The sequence below is a fragment of the Thalassospira sp. MIT121401 genome (assembly GCF_047125595.1).
GTDB lineage: Bacteria > Pseudomonadota > Alphaproteobacteria > Rhodospirillales > Thalassospiraceae > Thalassospira > Thalassospira povalilytica.
Window position 1 is genome coordinate 3,266,605 of the sequence record NZ_CP138926.1, and the last position, 17,738, is coordinate 3,284,342.

Consider the following 17,738-nt stretch of genomic DNA (forward strand, 5'->3'; position numbering starts at 1 on the left):
AATGAGCCACTTTATCAGTAAAAATCAAGGTAAAAGAAACTCATCTCGACAATGTCGAACGACTGACCACTAGCCAATCCTTATGCACAAAGGTAAAGATAAGGGTAGCACAGCGCAAAAATGCGCCTGAAAACAAAATGAAAGGACGCGATGTGAGGTATCGGGCGGCGGTGTTTGGCGCCATATTTGCCAGCTTGGCGATTTCTGTGCCGCATGTGGCATCAGCCCAACAGGCCGGTGCATTTGAACAGATTCCCGCCGATCAAAGCCCAGTTAACTTCACAACACAGCTGGATGGGCAGACAGCCTTCCTGCGTCAGTATCGCGACAACAGCACGGTTTTTGTGGGTCGATGGTTCGCACCGCGCACCCCGAACGAGCCGCAAACAGCGGCAAGCGACCTTTATCTCGAAACCGTTTACACGACATCCGCACCCGGTTTCCGGTTCAGCACCGCCATGGCACCGGACCGTCTGCTTGACATGTTTGACGCGCTAAAGGATCGCACCGCCATCAATGGCAAGGGCTTTGTCCAGGATACGCGCTATGGTCCGGTTGCCCTGACGCCGTTTGTCCGTCAGGGGTCACAATGCGTGGCCTTTGTCGGTCAGTGGGATCCGCAAACCCAGACACAGCGTGGCAGCCGTATTCTTGGCTATTACTGCACCCCCGGCCTTGTCCAGGCCCAGGCAGGCGTGGTTTCACCGCAAAATGCATTGCCGATGATCGACGCCCAGCAATTCGCCGCCGCGTTCTTTGGCAGACTGATGATCGAACTTCCGGAAAACTCGCCAGCCACTGCCGAAGTGGCCCCGTCCGTTGATGCCGATCAGCCGGCCGGAACCACGACACCGCCACCGACAGATGGCATCCGGATCACAACCAACTGGCAAGGCGTTCGTGGCACAGGCATGCTGCGTTTTGATCAGCCATCCGGCGAAGGCACCATGATCCTTGATGACGACCAGCGCCATTGCGAAGGTATCTGGCGCCACGAAGGCGGCGCATATCAGACCGGAACTTTGCCGTTCGGCAGCTGGTATGTTTACTGCAATGACAGCAGCTTTGCCCGCGGACATTACACCAGTGAAAGTGCGGCGACCGTTACCGGTGACGGACAGGACAACCAGGGACAGGCTGTTTATTTCCGTCAGGCAAACTGACCAGACACACCATCATTACTCACCATCATTCAAATTTCCGCCCCAACGAAACGACAGAATATGACCGCAGATATCCAAACAATCGTCATTGGCGCCGGCGTCGTCGGACTGGCTTGCGCCCGTTCTCTTGCCAATACCGGCCGTGAAGTTCTGATCATTGAACAGCATGATGCAATCGGGACGGAAACAAGTGCGCGCAACAGCGAAGTCGTCCATGCCGGGATCTATTACCCGAAGGGCAGCCTGAAAGCCAAACTGTGCATTTCCGGCAAGGAAATGCTGTATCGCTACTGCGCGGAAAATGGCATCGATCACAAACGCACAGGAAAACTGATCGTCGCCACCGCCAAGGACCAGCTTGATGCGCTTGGCGGAATTGAAAAAAAGGCCCGTGAAAATGGCGTGATGGACCTTGTCTGGCTTAGTCAGGAAGAAGCCCTTGAACGTGAACCCGCCCTGAATTGCGTCGGCGCCCTTCACAGCCCGTCCACCGGCATCGTTGATTCGCATCAGCTGATGGTGACGTTGCTGGGCGAAGCGGAAAATAACGGTGCCACGCTAGCCCTCAATACAAAGGTCACATCAGTTGATCACGCAAACGGGCTTTACACGGTGACGACCCGTGATGCCGATGGCGAAGAAATGAGCCTGACCTGCGCCGAACTGGTGGTGGCGGGCGGATTGCACAGCCAGACGGTTGGTCGCAACTTTGCCGGTTTGCCATCCGACACCGTTCCGCCGCAACATTATGCGCGTGGATGCTACTTTACCCTGTCGGGCAAGGCCCCCTTTTCCACCCTGATCTATCCGGCACCGGAACAGGCCGGGCTTGGTATTCATCTGACACTTGATCTGGGTGGACAGGCGCGGTTTGGTCCGGATGTCACCTGGGTTGATCAGCCAAATTACGATGTCCCCGAGGAACGCCGGTCTGCCTTTGCCGAGGCCATCCGCAAATATTATCCTGATCTCAATGAAGATGCCCTTCAGACCGGTTATGCCGGGGTTCGCCCCAAAATTCAGGCCCCCGGCGAAGCCGCCCGCGACTTCATGATCGCCGATGAAAAGGTCCATGGTCTTAATGGACTTGTAATGCTCTATGGTATTGAATCACCCGGACTGACTGCGTCACTTGCGATCGGCGCCCGGGTAACCGACCTGATGACACAAAAAGGCGACCTCCAAGCGGCATCGTGAAGCCATTTTGGGCAACCAGCGACGGGTAAAGAATGGGAAAAGCACGCCAGAAAAATTCGGTTCGCACACAGGACAGGGCATTGCTGCCAGATGGCCCGCATCCTTCATCCACCATGTCGCGACGCCGTTTTCTTGCAAGAAGCATGTTGGGACTTGGCAGCGCCTTGATGGCGTCAAGCCCGCTTGCCCTTCATGCCCAGCAACTTGAACCATTTACCATTGCCCCGAACAGTCTCAGTTCCGGCCGCGGATCCGGGATTGATACCGGAAAGCCGAAAGTCGAATTCACCGACGAGATGCGTGACTATGTGATTGCCATCAGTCGTTGGGCAAAAAGCTATCGCAGCGACTTTTCGATTGTCGCGATGAACGGGCTTGAGCTGACCGAATATCTGGAAACCACCCTGTTTGCCGCCCGCGGCACCGCAGAACCCGCACGCGATTATTTGCGCGCCCTTGACGGCATCCTGACCGAAGCACCGTTTTTCGGTTATGACAATTACGGCGAACCGACCGAGGACGAGGAAAGCAAATATATCCTCGGCTACCTTGAACGGCTGAAATATGAAGGCCTGAAATATCTGGTCGTTGATTATACCGACAAACTCGGTGATATGCAGACCGCACGCCAACGGCTTTCGGGGTTGGACGCCCTTTATTATGCAGCCCCGCCACCGGGCATGCAGCTTTCAAGTCTTGCGAAGGTCCCAAGCACGCCGATCAATTCCAACCCGCATGTGGTCGACAATCTGCGTCAGGCCAAAAACTTTGCCATGGTTCTGGACAGTTCGCCATATGGCACCAAAGACGCCTATATCAATGCGCTGGCCCAGACCAATTACGATACGCTGATCATTGATCCGTTCCATCGGGGCACCATCCCGCTGACCTATGATGACATGAAGCGCCTGCGCTACAAAAAGACCGGCACACCGCGCACCATCATGGCCTATATCAATGTCGCGACGGCGGAAACATATCGCTATTACTGGCAAAGCAACTGGCGCGCCGGTTCCCCGGACTTTGTCGGCGAAGGCAACCTTCTGGCCCGCTGGGGTCAGGAACATCACGTCTATTACTGGAAACGTGAATGGCAAAGCCTGATTTATGGCAGCGAGAACAGTTATCTTGGCGGCATCATGAAGCTGGGCTTTGACGGCGCCCTGCTTGGGGGTCTTGATGAATATGCCTGGTGGCTTGATTACTGATCCCGTTCTACCGAAAAACGACCTTCACGCATAAATGATCGTATCGTCGTGCCTTCGCGACGACTGGCATTTGACGTCCTTGGCGGGCTTGGGCACTGTAGGGCATTGATAAAATATAATCTGCCTTGCAGAAACAGGAGGCCAACTTGTCCGAACCGATCATCCATTACTTTTTCGTCCAGTCGCCCTGGTCGTTTTTCGGTTTTCGCCGTGCCGTCGACATTGCCAAAAAACATGGCGTCGACATCATTCACAAGCCCTGCCGTGCGGCAGATGTCTGGGAACATGGTGGCGGCGTGCCCTTGGCAAAACGCCCGAAACCGCGTCAGGAATACCGTTTGGTAGAACTTAAACGCTGGTCGGAATTTCTTGATCTTCCCATCAATCTGCATCCCAAATTCTTCCCGGTCGACGAAACCCTGGCCGCGCGGACCATCATTGCAGTCCAGGAAGACGGCAAGGATGTCGCAGACCTGACCGAAACCCTTATGGGCGACATCTGGCTTCGTGAACGCGACGTTACCGATCCGGCGGTTATTCGCGATGCGCTTTCGGCAAGCGGACTGTCACTGGAGTATCTTGAGAATGCCGACCTTCCGGAAATTGCCCGGATTTACGATGACAATTGCCAGACCGCGCGCGATCGCAACATCTTTGGTGTTCCGACCTATTTCGTGGGCAATGAAATGTTCTGGGGACAGGACCGGCTTGATTTCGTTGACCGCGCCCTTGGCTAAGTCCCGGGCTTGATCGCCTGCAAAAACATCATCCACAAACGAACGGGGCGGGAAATTTTCCCGCCCCGTTCGTTTGGTTTTTGATCAGATCAGCAACCAGATTTCTTGTCCCCTCAGACAAGGCGTTTGACGTGATCGACAACAAATCCGTCAGACGACGGATAGGTGTTTTCGATCATGGCAAGGGCCTTCATCTCGTCGCAGGCTGCAACTTCACGGGTTTGCACATCCGCCCAGCGGTCGTCAAAGATATCGTGGGAACGGTTTTCCTTGACGCATTCGCGAACGGCCTGGTTGTGCAATTCAACTTCGAAAACGGTCTGGCGATGGTCTGTGAATGCAGACATTTCCGCCGATCTCCTTACTTTTTTGTCCGGCGGCGCCGCCCAGACGCCGTCGTGTCCTGAACCGGGAATCTCAACCACAAGATACCCAACCATCAGCTTACGTTTCGTGCCTTAACGAGCCGTAAATTGTCCGGTTAATTCGTATTTCACGGTTAATTGCTCCGGTTTCAAGTGCGATTTTGTCATAGCTGCATCTCCGTCAAACGCCCGGTCAGCGGTGATCAGCGCGCATAGCACGCAAAAAATCGAGACTGGAAAATTGATTGCCACAAATGCAGCTACAATACCGACCGGATCGCGTTTTTTGTGCGCGATTTCCGATCAAAAAGAATCATATTCCGCCCCCAAATGGGTCACTTCCGCGCGCCGACAACATGCTGCAGCGCACAGGTCGCGAAATAATATTTCAAAGCAAATGCGCAATGATCATAAAATTCCACGCCATCATCACGCCCCAACCGAAACGTTCTTTTTTGGCTGTTCGATGAATTTGAAATTGATCGGATCGGCAATGCATCAAACATAAAAGAATAAGCAGGCATCAGCCTGCACCAGAACAATGATGCTGCCAGGAGGCTGCAATAGGATGAACGTCTTTTCCGATACCGCATTTGATGGCCATGAACAGGTCGTGTTTGCCAGTGACGAAACCACTGGCCTGAAAACCATCATTGCCGTCCACAATACCAATCTTGGTCCGTCGCTTGGCGGTTGCCGCATGTGGCCCTATGCCAGCGAACAGGAAGCCATTCATGATGTGCTTCGCCTGTCGCGCGGCATGACGTACAAGTCAGCCCTTGCCAACCTTCCGCTTGGCGGCGGCAAATCCGTGATCATTGGCGACCCGCGCAGCCAGAAGACACCGGAACTGTTCCGCGCCATGGGCCGCGCTGTTGAACAGGTGGGCGGGCGTTATATCGTCGCCGAAGACGTCGGCACCAGCCCCGAAGACATGGAACAGATCGCAAGCCAGACCAAACATGTCGGCGGCATCAATGACGGCTCCGACCCGGCCCGCACCGGTGATCCATCCCCGTTCACGGCCTATGGCGTGTTCATTGGCTTGAAAGAAGCCGCGCGCTTCAAATTCGGCAGCGATGATCTGACCGGATTGCGGGTTGCCGTTCAGGGTCTTGGCCATGTCGGCTATCACCTGTGTCAGATGCTCCATGATGCGGGGGCCAAGCTGATTGTCGCAGACCTGAACAATAACAGCGTCACCGCCGCAGTTAATGCCTTTGGCGCCACCGCTGTTTCGGTCGACGATATCCTTGCCACCGAGGCCGATATTCTTGCGCCCTGTGCGCTGGGCGGGGTGATCAATGACAAGACCATCGAAAAATTGCGGATCGGCATCATTGCCGGTGCCGCAAATAATCAGCTCGAACATGATCGCCATGGCGACATGTTGCGCGAAGCCGGCATTCTTTATGCTCCTGATTACGTCATCAATGCCGGCGGCGTGGTAGAAGTCCACTATTGCCGCGAAGGCAAACCGGTGGCCGAAACCAACAAACATATCGAAGGCATCGCCAGCACCGTGCGCGAAATCTTTGAACGCGCCAAACAGCAAAACCTGTCGACCGGCTTTGTCGCCGACCGCCTGGCAGAAGAACGTTTTGGTCTGACCCGCAAGGCGGCCTGATCGTCAGAATCAGCAATCAAAAAGGCGGGGGAATATCCCCCGCCTTTTTTGTAACCGTATGTCGTCGCCATCGGCCCGTCATGAAGGCCCGTGTGCCTGCCCGAACAACGCGATCAGACCATCGGCAAGCGCCCCCCGCCAAACCAGATAATCATGCCCCCCGGCATATTCCCGATAGGTCACGTCATATTCTTTGGCCAGCAACACATCGCGCAGATGCCTGTTGCTTTCGAGAATACCCGCGACATCGCCACGTCCGGTTTCAAACAGCCCCGCCATCATGAAAATACGCACCGGACGTTTGTCGGTACGGGCAAGATGGTATGACACATATTCGTTCTGATCGGCCGGTGTTCCGTCTGGCGACCACCAGAATGATCCCGACATTGATAATACATTTCCGAACAATTCAGGATGGCGCATTGCGATGGTCATTGACGCCAATCCACCATAACTTGAACCGCCAATGACGATGCGATTTGATGCAAAGTTTGTCCCGAACCGCTCAAACACGACCGGCATCAGATCATTTGCCAGCACATCGGCAAAAACAGGATTTCCCGGCAATTCGCGGCCGCGCGCATCCCCGTCGGGATTGGCAATGAAAGCAACCGAAACCGGGGGTAAAACGCCCTGTTCGATCAGATTGTCAAGAATTGCCGGTGTCGGAACGGTTTCCCGATATTCACGGGAATCAAAAAGCACAAGCAGCACATTCTTTTCATTGCCCGGATCAAACCCGTAGGGACGGTAAAGCGTGATCGTCCGCTTGTTGCCCAAAACCGGACTATCAAATTCGAACTCCCACAAGGTGCCCTTGTTTGATGCGTTTCCGGCCATGCCGGGTTGCTCTGACGCATGATCAAGTTCGATCACCGATTTCTGATTGTAGATGTCAGGCGCATCGTCCGGCCACACATTCGGATTAAGCGGATCGGCCTGTGCCGTGGCAAGGATCGCGACCCGGCGTGCGCGCGCATCAGCATCAAATTCCGGAATGTCGCGGGCGATCTTGTAGGAAAGCCTTGTACTGTCTGGCACCACAAAGCTTTTGAACCAAATGTCACTATCCCCCAAACGTTCAAGGAATTCGTGATCATTGCTTGGCGCACCGAGGATACGACCATTGCGTTCAAGGCCACGGGCAACGAATGTCAGGACAACATTGCTATCCGTGCGGGGCTCGACAAGTGGTGCGCCCTGTTGCGAAACCAGCGCCCAAAAGGCGTCCGTCCCCGCTCCTGCTGCAATCGCCTTTGCCGCATTGGCAATCATCGAGCTTTGATATTCACGGGCGGGCGGGATCTGGTCTTTGCGTTCAACCAGATGGTCGAACGTCATTGTGAATGCGACACCGCTGGTGCTCTCGGCAGTGATCCGCACTTTGGGATGATCGGTTGGTGCCACAAAGAAAAACCGTATCTGACCAGAAGCATTACGCGCCAGTTCACGCATAACCTTTTCATCGGCATCCAAAAGTTCGACCGTGACCGGATCATGATCACTGTCAACCAGCCCGGCCACATAACCGCCCGAACCAATCCGGACGGCGATGTCAGTAGCTTCACCACGAGAAGCAAGCTGTCCGTGCACAGACAGTTGTTTTTCGTCAGGACCGGCATGAAGCGCCCCGGAAAATGCAAGGGTCATCAATCCCATCCCCATCAAAAATTCAAATATCCGCACACGAACAGCATTCTTCATCGGACTTACCAGTTATAGCGCAGTGTTGCAGTAACCGTACGGCCCGGACCATACCAACATGCCCAGGCAGCTCGCGTACAGGAAGCCACATAGGTGTCATCAAGCAGATTGTTGGCATTCAATTGCAATTCCATCCCGTCGAACCGGTGCGACAAGGCACCAAGATCATAGGACAGCATTGCATCAAACAAGGTATAGTCAGGAACTTCTACCGCGTTCACAGAGTCCGTCGAGACACCGGTGTAACGAACACCACCGCCGACAGCAAGACCATCAAACGTTCCGCCATCGAAGCTGTATTTCGACCACAGGGTCGCCTGTTCTTCGGGCATGTTGGCAACCTTGAGACCGATATTCGCGGCCTTGGCATCGTCAGTGATTTTGGTGTTGTTGCGCGAATAGCTTGCCAGAACACTCAGTTGCGGGGTGACTTCCGCCTGGACTTCAAATTCAAAGCCGCGACCCCGAATTTCACCGATCTGACGTTTGGTACTGGAATCATCATAGGTCACGATGTTTTCCTGGGTCAGCTGGTAAACAGTTGCCGTGACCGAAATCCGTCCATCATCAGGAGCATATTTGATGCCGCCTTCATATTGTTCGGCCTCGACCGGATCAAATGCATTGCCGTCACTGTCCGTACCCGATGCCGGTTCAAACGATGTGCTGTAACTGGCAAATGGCGAAATGCCATTGTCAAAGTTGTAAATGACACCGGCACGCCCCGTCAGGGCATGATCGCGCTGTTCTTCGGTGGTGTTGGTTTTGCGTTTGGAAATCGAACTTTCAGCCCAGTCGTGACGCAATCCCAGAACAACATTCAGACGATCAATCTTGATCTGGTCTTGCAGGTAAAGACCGGTTTGCGACGATTCTGTTTCCTGGTTGGTGCCGTCAGAAAGCGCCACATTGCCGATATAGCGCGTCAGATTACGCCAGTCCTCGTCACCAAGATTGTAGTTTCCGTAATATTCTTCATAGAGCTGATATTTGTAATCCAGACCACCGAGCACCTTGTGTTCAACGATGCCGGTGTCGAAATTGAATTCGGCCTGGTTATCAACGACATACTGATTAAGGTTGTCATCGGAATGGGTCGCAAGACGGTTGATCTGGGTGCCGCCGGCCTTGATCGAGTTCAGAATAACCTGATCAAGCGTGCTTTCGATGTCGTTATAGCGCGCATTCTGACGCAGGGTTACGACGTCATTGACCGCATGTTCAAGGCTGTAGCCAAATGAAAACTGGGTGCGTTCGTGCTTGTCGAAATCATATGCACCGGCCCAGAAATCACGCGGGAAATAGCCATATGGCGTCGGGTAAAGGGTCCCCTGCCCGGCAAGGAACGGCCGCAACCCGCCATCGGGATCGTTTTGATAGCTGGCATTGACCACAAGCATGGTGTCTTCGTTTGGTGTCCAGCTGACCGACGGTGCGATGGCGATGCGGTTCTGTTCCATTTCACCGCCGAATTCATCCTTGGTCAGGCCCTTGGCGACCACGCGGTAATCAATTCCCTTATCTGCCAAAAGCACGCCGCTGATGTCGCCACCAACCGAATAAAGGTTGTCCGTACCGACCGAAACTTCGACTTCACGCTTTGTCTCGCCAGTCGGGCGTTTGGTCGTCAGATTGACGACACCGCCCGGGTTGGCCTGCCCAAACAGGACAGAAGACGGCCCGCGCAGAAGTTCAACACGTTCAAGCAAATAAGGATCGATCTGCCCCAATGATGTCAGGCCATAATTCAAGCCATCGACATAGCGCGGCACATAGGAAAAGCCGCGTACAAACATTTCGTCATGCAGGTTCGACGTCCCGCGATATTCGGTCAGCACGCCCGGGGTATAGCGCATTGCCTCGGCAACGGACCCGGCAGCCTGGTCTTCAATCTGGTCGGCTGTGACCACACTGATCGATTGCGGGATTTCCTTGAGCGCCGTGTTGGTTTTGGTTCCACTTATCGAGCGTTTGGCGACATATCCTTCGACCGGACCGGTCGCGCTTTCGATACGCGATTCAATAACCACCGGTGCTGTCTGCGTACCGTCACTGGCCCCGGTTGCCTGATCATAGATCGTGACACTACCATCTGCGCCGCGCTGATGGGCAAGGCCGGTACCCGCCAGCAACCGGGTCAGCGCATCATCAATCAGATACGTCCCGTTAAGGCCGCTTACGGTTTTGCCAGCGGTCAGCGCGCTGGGGTAAACAATTTCAAGATTGGCCTGTCTGCCAAATGTCAGCAATGCGTTTTCCAGCGCCCCCCCGGGCACCGCAAACGTCACTTTCGCCGCGTTTTGTGTTTGCGCAGTTGCATAGCCAATTGGCGCCGCCACCATCAAGGCTGTCATCGAGACGCCTGTAATCATCAATGCCGCCAGCCCCGACCGCGCGGCAGTTCCCACCTTAGAACGATGCATTCTATTCCCCACTTCAGGATTGTTTCTGTTCAGAGCGCATCTCGTTTTGGATGCGCCTGCCCTGTAAGAGCGGGAATTCGAAAACCTCCTGACGTGCGAATGAGAATATTTTTCAATTAATTTTCATCAACAATGGTCAGAAGGCCGGTTGCGCGGGTAATTTTGATCGGCAATCTGGCCTCAAGCGATCGCAGCGCCTTATCCGGATCATTCAAATCAAAGATGCCGCTTACCTTTTGTTCGCCAGCCCGCTGGCTGATCAAAACAATGCTGCCGACCTGATATTGGTCGAGTGTTTCAAGAACCTGCCGCAACGGCTGATTTGAAAAAACAAGCTTGCCGTCACGCCAGGCGGTTTCCCGGCCTGTATCAACCTTGTGAATTGCAAGGGTGCCCTGTTCCGTTACCTTGGCGGCCTCCCCGGCCTGAAGTGTCGCAATATCATTGCCATTGCGCACCTCGACGGTGCCTTCTTCGACCTGGACATCGGGTTGATGGGAATCCGGATCAGTGTGCACGCCATAACGCGTGCCAAGCGCACGCGCACTTAACCCGTCATCCTTAACGATAAATGGGCGACCGGGATCGGGTGTGACTTCAAAAAATGCTTCGCCGCGCAAAAGTTCGATTTCACGGGCATCATCCCGATAGGAAACCCTGATTGCCGTATCGCTGTTAAGGGCCACAACCGATCCGTCAGACAGCGTGATCTGCGCAGTCTTGCCAGTCGGGGTATAATAATCTGCCTGCATCCGGTCGATTGCGCCAAGCTTCTGCGCCCCGGTCAGGCCCAGCCCAAGCACCCCGACAATCACAATCGATACACGCCGGACCGTCCGTTTTCGGGCAATCTGCCGAAGCGTATCGTCGCCCAGCGGCACATCGCGCAAATCGGACCACAATTGATCAAACTCTGCATAGGCAACCGGATGTCTGGAATCCCGTTCAAGCCATCCTTCAAACCGTTTTTGGTCATCTGTGGTGGCATCGGCCGACTGCATGCGCGCAGCCCAGCGCGCGGCTTCCCTGATCATGCTTTCCGGAAGCTGCTGCAAATCTGATTGGGCGCCCAACGTCATCGTGCTGCCCGTCCATCGACCGGACCTGACAGCAATGCGGCATCCGGTTCTTCGACAGCCAGTTTCGCACGCACCGCACGACAGGTGATAAGTGCGCGCATGATGTGCTTTTCAACCATATTGCGGCTGATCCCCAGGCGTTGCGCAATGTCACCATTGGCAAGGCCATGCAAACGGCTGAAGATGAAAACTTCCTGGCATCTTGCCGGCAGGCTTTCGATTGCCCGGGCCATGATCATCAAATATTCGCGGGCCGCGACAATGCGTTCCTGACAAGGTGCATCTTCTGCGAACTGGTCAAGTTCGTGCTCGGTTGTCATCATCTGCCGGTCAGCATGAAGACGCGCACCATTCCGGCAAGCAACAGAATTGGCAATTTTGAAAAGATATGCCTGCGGATTTTCAATTCTGGTCTTGGGTGAAAGACCAAGCCAGCGGGCAAAGGTTTCCTGGGTTGCATCCAGCGCGTCATCCTGATTGCGCAGACGTCTTGTGAAGAAGCGCTTCAAACGCCCCTCTTCCTGACGATGCAACTCTTCAAAAAGAACCTGCCTCATTGCTGCCCCGAACCGCACTACCCCAAAGGCTGTTTGGCGTCAGCCTTGCGCTTTCACACAGCAATATCGATATTGATAATGAATTGCAATATCAAAATGGAAATCATCCCGTCCCCGCCACTCGTGGCTTGATCATGACATCGGCCAAAAACCGGAAAGCAGGCATGAAAAAAGGCGATGCCCAATGGTATCGCCTTGTCAGCCGTCATTGATGTTGCTGCTTACCCGTACTGGATTACTCCGCCGCGATCGGTGCGACGTTCGCGGTTACGGCTGCTGCATCATCGCAATCACAATTGCCGCATGTTTTTGCCTGCAACAATTCGGCGCGCATATGACAGGCGCATTTGCCGCATTGTGGGGCACAGCCATGAAAACGGAAAACTTCTGCCGGACGCGAAGCACCGCCTTCTTCGGCGGCACGGCGGACGTCTTTTTCCCTTAGAGCGTTGCAGATGCAGACATACATAAGTGCGATTGCAATCAGTTATTAATTACGTGCACTCACATCTAAGGTAACTGCGAATAGTTTTCAAACACTTTCGCAAGTTTCAGCGACAAAAAAATTCCCCGCAGGGTTTAATCTCTGCGGGGAATTTTCGAAAAACTGTTTACTTACAGTAAGATCAGGCAACGCTTACATGGCTGACCACGCGCGATACACCTTTGATGCGGCGCACGATCGAAAGCACCTTATTGAGCTCCTCATCGGTCTGCGCTTCGCCCATGATATAGACGACATTCTGCACGGCCTGCCAACGATAGTTGACGGAACTCACACCTTTTTCGGCCAATAACAATGCCTTAATCTGGCCTTCGATCCAGACATCGGAAACGGACTGGGTGGCCGAATCCGCCGGCACGGCATTTTTGCCATACTCGTCTTCGGCGCGGTGATAGGCATCGATGGTTTCCTGATCGGCAATCACCAGATGATCATAGACCGTCTTGATGCGGTTATCCTGTTTGACCAGCGACATCACATCGTAATATTTGCCCTTTGAATCAACCATGCCGGTGACCATGACATTCTGTTTCCAGATGTCGATATTCACATCCATCAGATAGGTGTGATCCACTTTGGAAAACTCGCCAAGGATGCCTGACTTGATCTGGGTATCAAGCCATTGGTCGTTACCCGTGCGGTCTTCAAGCGGCATTTGAAGCGGTCCACAAGCAGCAAGCGGCGCTGCCAAAACTGCACAGACCGAAAGCGTCTTCATCACACTGCGCCAGCCTCGGTTAACCTTGATCATCAATGTTCTCCTTTTCATGCCTGCCCGGCATGGGTTCAAAAATATCGGGCGATCCGAATGTGTCGCGATCCCTCATCCATTCTGAACAAACGCGACAAATCATGATCTGTTCCTGTTTTAAAAGCCTGCTGCATCAAATCTGGTTCACCTTGCCTGGCTTCAGTCGGCCGGTTTTCCAGTGGTTCACACCGCCGGTCCGACCTTGCCCCTGCTGGCCTTCGTTTGATTTCGAACAGGGGCCGATACCGTGCAAAGTGGATCAGAATTAACGCAACGTGCTTTTGGCTCTTTCATCTATTGCAGTGAATTTTGACAAAAAAAAGCCCGCCGCAAATGCGCAGGGCCGCATAGTACATAAAATAAAATGAATGAAAGAAAAATGGACCGGAATTTTCATCCCGGTCCATGAATCTGCCACCATCGCAGGTGGATCAGTTTTCATCCATCGACATCAGCGACGCGTTACCACCGGCCGCCGTTGTATTGATGGTGATGGTCTTTTCCGTGGCAAAGCGATGCAGGAAGGCTTCATCAGGAAGCGCACCGTCATCTTCGGCACCGCTATCGGAAATCAGCGACAGAATCGCGCCATCGCGCTTTGCCAGAAGCTGTTTGAAGGCCGTAACCCGATCCAGCGGCGCGACACAGGACACACCGGCAATCGCCCCGTCATACATCGCGCCAAGACCGGTATTGGTACCAACCGATTTGACCAGCTTGTCAGGCAATCCGGCATCGACCACCAGGGCCGGAATATCGCCAAGCCACTTCTGATCACCGGCCAGAATAACCGCGTTACCAGCGGCGAGTGCGGCACCAAGATGGCGGATCACGCGGGCGGGTTCGGCATTTTTGTCGACCTGTACCAGATAGACACCGCGACCAAGGCAATAAAGGTCGTTGGTTTCACCGGTCGGGCCGGGCATCCGTTTGGGTGCGACGAAACCGTTTTCGGAAACCGCCGCGAAATTGGCGATGTGATGCGCACCAGCGACAAGTTCGGCCTTACCCGAAGCCGTGAGCTTTGCCGCAAGCTTTTCAAGAATGCGCACCCGTTCGTTACCATCAACAGCCTGCCAGGTTTCCTGCGCACCCAGCATGGCGGCATATTCGTCAGACGGAATGACATCCTTGACGATGATCGGTGAACGGTCATCAAAACCGGCTTCCTGATCGGCATTCCCGGTGACGGCAATCGGCTTGGCAAAGCGTTCGACATAGTGCGGACCACCGGCCTTGGGCCCGGTTCCGGATTTGCCCTGCCCGCCGAACGGCTGAACACCAACCACCGCGCCGATCATGTTGCGGTTCACATAGCAGTTGCCAACCCGCAATTTCTGCGAAATCTGACGCACGGTACCGTCAATACGGGAATGGATCCCCATGGTCAGGCCATAGCCCGATGCATTGATCTGATCGAGAACCTTGTCAAGATCACGCGCCTTGTATCGGATCACATGCACGACCGGACCAAAGACTTCGCGTTCAAGAACATCAAGTGACGGAATTTCAAAGCAATGCGGGGCAAAGAACGTGCCGTCCTTGCATTCCGGCAGAACATCACAGGCATGAAGCAGCTTGGCTTCCTTTTTCATGCGTTCGGCATGCGCATCAAGGGTCTTGCGCGATTTTTCATCAATCACCGGACCGACATCGATATCAAGGAATTTCGGATCGCCGACCCGCAATTCCTTCATCGCGCCAACCAGCATGTGGCACAGCTTGTCTGCGATATCTTCCTGAACAAACAGGACACGCAGGGCCGAGCAACGCTGCCCCGCTGACTGGAAGCCGGAAATGATCGCGTCCTGCACCACCTGTTCGGGCAAAGCGGTCGAATCAACGATCATCGCATTCTGACCACCGGTTTCTGCAATCAGCGGCAATGGAACGCCCGGACGTTTGGCAAGCGCCTGATTGATCACCTGTGCGGTTTCGGTCGACCCGGTAAAGGCCACACCGGCAATACGCGGATCATTGATCAGCTGGTTACCAATGACACGTCCCGGCCCGGGAAGCAGATTGAATGCGGCACCCGGAATACCGGCCTCAAGAATCAGCTCTGCGGCACGGGCCGCAACCAGCGATGTCTGTTCAGCCGGCTTGGCAATAACCGCATTCCCCGCGGCAAGGGCCGCAGTCACCTGCCCAAGGAAGATCGCAAGCGGGAAATTCCACGGGCTGATACAGACGAACACACCGCGCCCTTCAAGAACCGTTCCCTCGCGGAAGGTTTCCTCGGCCCGGTTTGCGTAGTAGCGGCAGAAATCAACTGCTTCGCGCACTTCGGCAACGCCATCGGAATAAAGCTTGCCTGCTTCGCGCTGACACAGGGCGATGAACTCGTCCATATTGTCTTCAAGCAGATCACCCAGACGACGCAACGCATTCGCCCGCTCAGATGCCGGGGTCTTGTTCCAGATTTCATAGCCCTTGACCGCCACCGCAACAGCGGCATCAACATCGGCTTCGGTTGCCTGAACAAGATCACCGACCTTTTCGCCAAGTTTTGCCGGATTGACGACATCAATCGGCGTTCCCGCGACCAGCTTGCCATCAATCAACGGCGCAGCCGACCAAGTCTTGCGCTGGAATTCTGCAAGCTTGGCATTGAGCGGAAGCAGCTTGTTGGTATCGGTCAGATCAATACCGCGCGAATTGACGCGGCCCGCCCCATAAAGATCAACCGGTGCGGGGATCTTCGGATGGGTCTTGCGCGGAAGTGCCGCCATCTTTTCGATCGGGTCGGCGATCATTTCCTCGATCGGAAGCTGCTCGTCCTGGATACGGTTGACGAAGCTTGTATTTGCACCGTTTTCAAGCAGACGACGCACCAGATAGGCCAGAAGGTCTTCGTGGGTACCGACCGGGGCATAAACACGGCACGGGACGTTTTCGCCGTCCTTGTCGACAATCTGCTCATAAAGGGCTTCGCCCATGCCATGCAGACGCTGGAATTCAAAGGTGCGGTCATTGCCCGCCATTTCCAGGATCGAGGCAACGGTATGGGCATTGTGGCTTGCGAACTGGCAATAGAATGCATCACGACGCGACAGCATCAGCTTTGCACAGGCCAGATAGGAAACGTCGGTTGATGCCTTGCGCGTGAAGCACGGATAGCCTTCAAACCCGTTTTCCTGACTGAATTTGACTTCGGTATCCCAATAGGCGCCCTTCACCAGGCGCACCATCATTTTGCGGCCCACCTTGACCGACAGATCAGCAAGCCATTCCAGAACGTAATAGGCCCGTTTCTGATAGGCCTGCACGGCAAGACCATATCCTTCCCAGCCGTCCAGTTCCGGATCGGCAAACACCGCCCCGATCACATCAAGCGACAGGTCAAGACGGTTGGCTTCCTCGGCATCGACGGTAAAGCCGATGTCATATTTCTTGGCCAGCAACGCCAGTTGTTTCAGGCGCGGCGTCAATTCATTCATGACTCGGTCATAATTGGCAAAATCATAGCGCGGGTGGATCGCCGAAAGCTTTACCGAAATACCCGGGCTGTCGATCGGGCCGCGCCCATTGGCAACCCGACCGATATCATTGATCGCGTCTTCATATGCCTTGTAGTACCGATCGGCGTCTTCCATGGTGCGGGCCGCTTCGCCCAGCATGTCATAGGAATAGCGATAGCCCTTTTCCTCGTTCGCCTTGGCACGTTCGGCGGCCTCATCAATGGTGCGGCCCATCACGAACTGGCGGCCCATGATGCGCATGGCCTGATTAAAGGCCTTGCGAATGACCGGTTCGCCCGATCGTGCGATCATGCGTTTAAGCAGCCGGCCCGGATCGGCCTTTTCCGCCTTGCCGAATTTGATGACCTTCCCGGTCAGCATCAGCCCCCAGGTCGACGCATTGACAAAGAAACTGTCGGAATGGCCCAGATGGCTTTGCCAATCCGCATCAAACAGTTTGTCCTGAATAAGCTTATCGGCGGTAACGGCATCTGGCACGCGCAGCAATGCTTCGGCCAGACACATCAGAATGACGCCTTCCTTGCTCGACAATTCATATTCATGGAGCAACGCATCAATGCCGCTTTTACCATTGTCGGCCTTGCGAACATTGGCGACCAGCTGATAGGCGCGTGACTGAACGCGCGCGGTCTGTTCGGGGGACAGGCGCGCCTTTTCGATCAGACGTTCGACGGCGGCTTCTTCGTCCGCGCGATACGCATCACGGATCTGCTGGCGGATATCGTTGGGTTGGGGCAATTCAGCGCGGAACATGTCGTTCGACCTCTCCCTGGTATTATTGACTTTGACGGGTCGCAAAACAGCACAAAGCACTGCTTTTTGAGCCTGATGGCACCTCTATGGCCTCAGACATTAGTATTTCACCCTAAAAATGTGCTGCCATTTTTCCGTAAAATACGATATATCATCCAAACAATTCGCCTTTGTGCAGTCACAAACA

Annotated in this window: 13 protein-coding genes; 5 read left to right on the forward strand and 8 right to left on the reverse strand. The window is 54.5% G+C overall.

What is annotated here, in order from left to right; genetic code table 11:
- Positions 1-137: 137 nt before the first annotated feature.
- The 4 genes from SIB88_RS15090 (at position 138) to SIB88_RS15105 (ending at position 4,305) form a co-directional block, all read left to right on the forward strand.
- Positions 138-1,163: a hypothetical protein gene (locus SIB88_RS15090; RefSeq protein WP_412558399.1), complete on the forward strand. Its 1,026-nt coding sequence runs from the start codon at positions 138-140 to the stop codon at positions 1,161-1,163.
- Positions 1,164-1,223: 60 nt separating this feature from the next.
- Positions 1,224-2,360, forward strand: a complete 1,137-nt coding sequence (locus SIB88_RS15095; RefSeq protein ID WP_412558400.1) for an NAD(P)/FAD-dependent oxidoreductase — start codon at positions 1,224-1,226, stop codon at positions 2,358-2,360.
- Positions 2,361-2,392: 32 nt separating this feature from the next.
- Entirely contained in the window at positions 2,393-3,568 is a 1,176-nt protein-coding gene (locus tag SIB88_RS15100) for a hypothetical protein (RefSeq protein ID WP_412558401.1), read from the forward strand.
- Positions 3,569-3,714: 146 nt separating this feature from the next.
- On the forward strand, positions 3,715-4,305 hold the full coding sequence (locus tag SIB88_RS15105; protein WP_412558402.1) for a 2-hydroxychromene-2-carboxylate isomerase: 591 nt from the start codon (positions 3,715-3,717) through the stop codon (positions 4,303-4,305).
- Positions 4,306-4,418: 113 nt separating this feature from the next.
- On the opposite strand, the gene SIB88_RS15110 is transcribed toward SIB88_RS15105, so the two are convergent.
- Positions 4,419-4,652 (reverse strand): hypothetical protein, encoded by a 234-nt coding sequence (locus tag SIB88_RS15110; RefSeq protein ID WP_068518736.1) that lies wholly within the window; start codon positions 4,650-4,652, stop codon positions 4,419-4,421.
- A 586-nt stretch (positions 4,653-5,238) separates the two neighbouring features.
- Here SIB88_RS15110 and SIB88_RS15115 point away from each other — a divergent pair.
- The gene (locus SIB88_RS15115) at positions 5,239-6,297 is read left to right on the forward strand and encodes a Glu/Leu/Phe/Val dehydrogenase dimerization domain-containing protein (protein ID WP_412558403.1); all 1,059 of its coding nucleotides are present in this window, start codon (positions 5,239-5,241) and stop codon (positions 6,295-6,297) included.
- A gap of 78 nt (positions 6,298-6,375) precedes the next feature.
- Here the strand turns inward: SIB88_RS15115 and SIB88_RS15120 are convergent, their stop codons facing one another.
- The 7 genes from SIB88_RS15120 to putA form a co-directional block, all read right to left on the reverse strand.
- A complete protein-coding gene (locus SIB88_RS15120) occupies positions 6,376-7,947 on the reverse strand; it encodes an alpha/beta hydrolase-fold protein (RefSeq protein ID WP_412558404.1) in 1,572 nt (523 codons plus the stop codon).
- Positions 7,948-8,006: 59 nt separating this feature from the next.
- Positions 8,007-10,424 carry a TonB-dependent siderophore receptor gene (locus tag SIB88_RS15125; protein ID WP_412558405.1) on the reverse strand — a complete coding sequence of 806 codons (2,418 nt, stop codon included), beginning with the start codon at positions 10,422-10,424 and terminating at the stop codon, positions 8,007-8,009.
- A gap of 116 nt (positions 10,425-10,540) precedes the next feature.
- The gene (locus SIB88_RS15130) at positions 10,541-11,503 is read right to left on the reverse strand and encodes a FecR family protein (RefSeq protein WP_412558406.1); all 963 of its coding nucleotides are present in this window, start codon (positions 11,501-11,503) and stop codon (positions 10,541-10,543) included.
- The gene (locus SIB88_RS15135; RefSeq protein ID WP_412558407.1) at positions 11,500-12,060 is read right to left on the reverse strand and encodes an RNA polymerase sigma factor; all 561 of its coding nucleotides are present in this window, start codon (positions 12,058-12,060) and stop codon (positions 11,500-11,502) included. Before SIB88_RS15135 ends, SIB88_RS15130 begins: the two co-directional genes overlap by 4 nt.
- Positions 12,061-12,295: 235 nt before the next feature.
- Positions 12,296-12,529 carry a bacterioferritin-associated ferredoxin gene (locus SIB88_RS15140; RefSeq protein ID WP_068518577.1) on the reverse strand — a complete coding sequence of 78 codons (234 nt, stop codon included), beginning with the start codon at positions 12,527-12,529 and terminating at the stop codon, positions 12,296-12,298.
- A gap of 157 nt (positions 12,530-12,686) precedes the next feature.
- Positions 12,687-13,316: a BON domain-containing protein gene (locus SIB88_RS15145; protein ID WP_412558408.1), complete on the reverse strand. Its 630-nt coding sequence runs from the start codon at positions 13,314-13,316 to the stop codon at positions 12,687-12,689.
- 431 nt (positions 13,317-13,747) lie between these two features.
- Complete coding sequence (gene putA, locus SIB88_RS15150) at positions 13,748-17,551, reverse strand: bifunctional proline dehydrogenase/L-glutamate gamma-semialdehyde dehydrogenase PutA (protein WP_412558409.1); 3,804 nt, start codon at positions 17,549-17,551, stop codon at positions 13,748-13,750.
- Positions 17,552-17,738 lie beyond the last annotated feature (187 nt).

What these genes read in the sequence shown, in the direction of transcription:
- SIB88_RS15090 (WP_412558399.1), top strand. Translation starts at nt 138, where the DNA reads ATGAAAGGACGCGATGTGAGGTATCGGGCGGCGGTGTTTGGCGCCATA.
- SIB88_RS15095 (WP_412558400.1), top strand. Translation starts at nt 1,224, where the DNA reads ATGACCGCAGATATCCAAACAATCGTCATTGGCGCCGGCGTCGTCGGA.
- SIB88_RS15100 (WP_412558401.1), top strand. Translation starts at nt 2,393, where the DNA reads ATGGGAAAAGCACGCCAGAAAAATTCGGTTCGCACACAGGACAGGGCA.
- SIB88_RS15110 (WP_068518736.1), bottom strand. Translation starts at nt 4,652, where the DNA reads ATGTCTGCATTCACAGACCATCGCCAGACCGTTTTCGAAGTTGAATTG.
- SIB88_RS15115 (WP_412558403.1), top strand. Translation starts at nt 5,239, where the DNA reads ATGAACGTCTTTTCCGATACCGCATTTGATGGCCATGAACAGGTCGTG.
- SIB88_RS15120 (WP_412558404.1), bottom strand. Translation starts at nt 7,947, where the DNA reads ATGACCCTTGCATTTTCCGGGGCGCTTCATGCCGGTCCTGACGAAAAA.
- SIB88_RS15125 (WP_412558405.1), bottom strand. Translation starts at nt 10,424, where the DNA reads ATGCATCGTTCTAAGGTGGGAACTGCCGCGCGGTCGGGGCTGGCGGCA.
- SIB88_RS15130 (WP_412558406.1), bottom strand. Translation starts at nt 11,503, where the DNA reads ATGACGTTGGGCGCCCAATCAGATTTGCAGCAGCTTCCGGAAAGCATG.
- SIB88_RS15135 (WP_412558407.1), bottom strand. Translation starts at nt 12,060, where the DNA reads ATGAGGCAGGTTCTTTTTGAAGAGTTGCATCGTCAGGAAGAGGGGCGT.
- SIB88_RS15140 (WP_068518577.1), bottom strand. Translation starts at nt 12,529, where the DNA reads ATGTATGTCTGCATCTGCAACGCTCTAAGGGAAAAAGACGTCCGCCGT.
- SIB88_RS15145 (WP_412558408.1), bottom strand. Translation starts at nt 13,316, where the DNA reads ATGATCAAGGTTAACCGAGGCTGGCGCAGTGTGATGAAGACGCTTTCG.
- putA (WP_412558409.1), bottom strand. Translation starts at nt 17,551, where the DNA reads ATGTTCCGCGCTGAATTGCCCCAACCCAACGATATCCGCCAGCAGATC.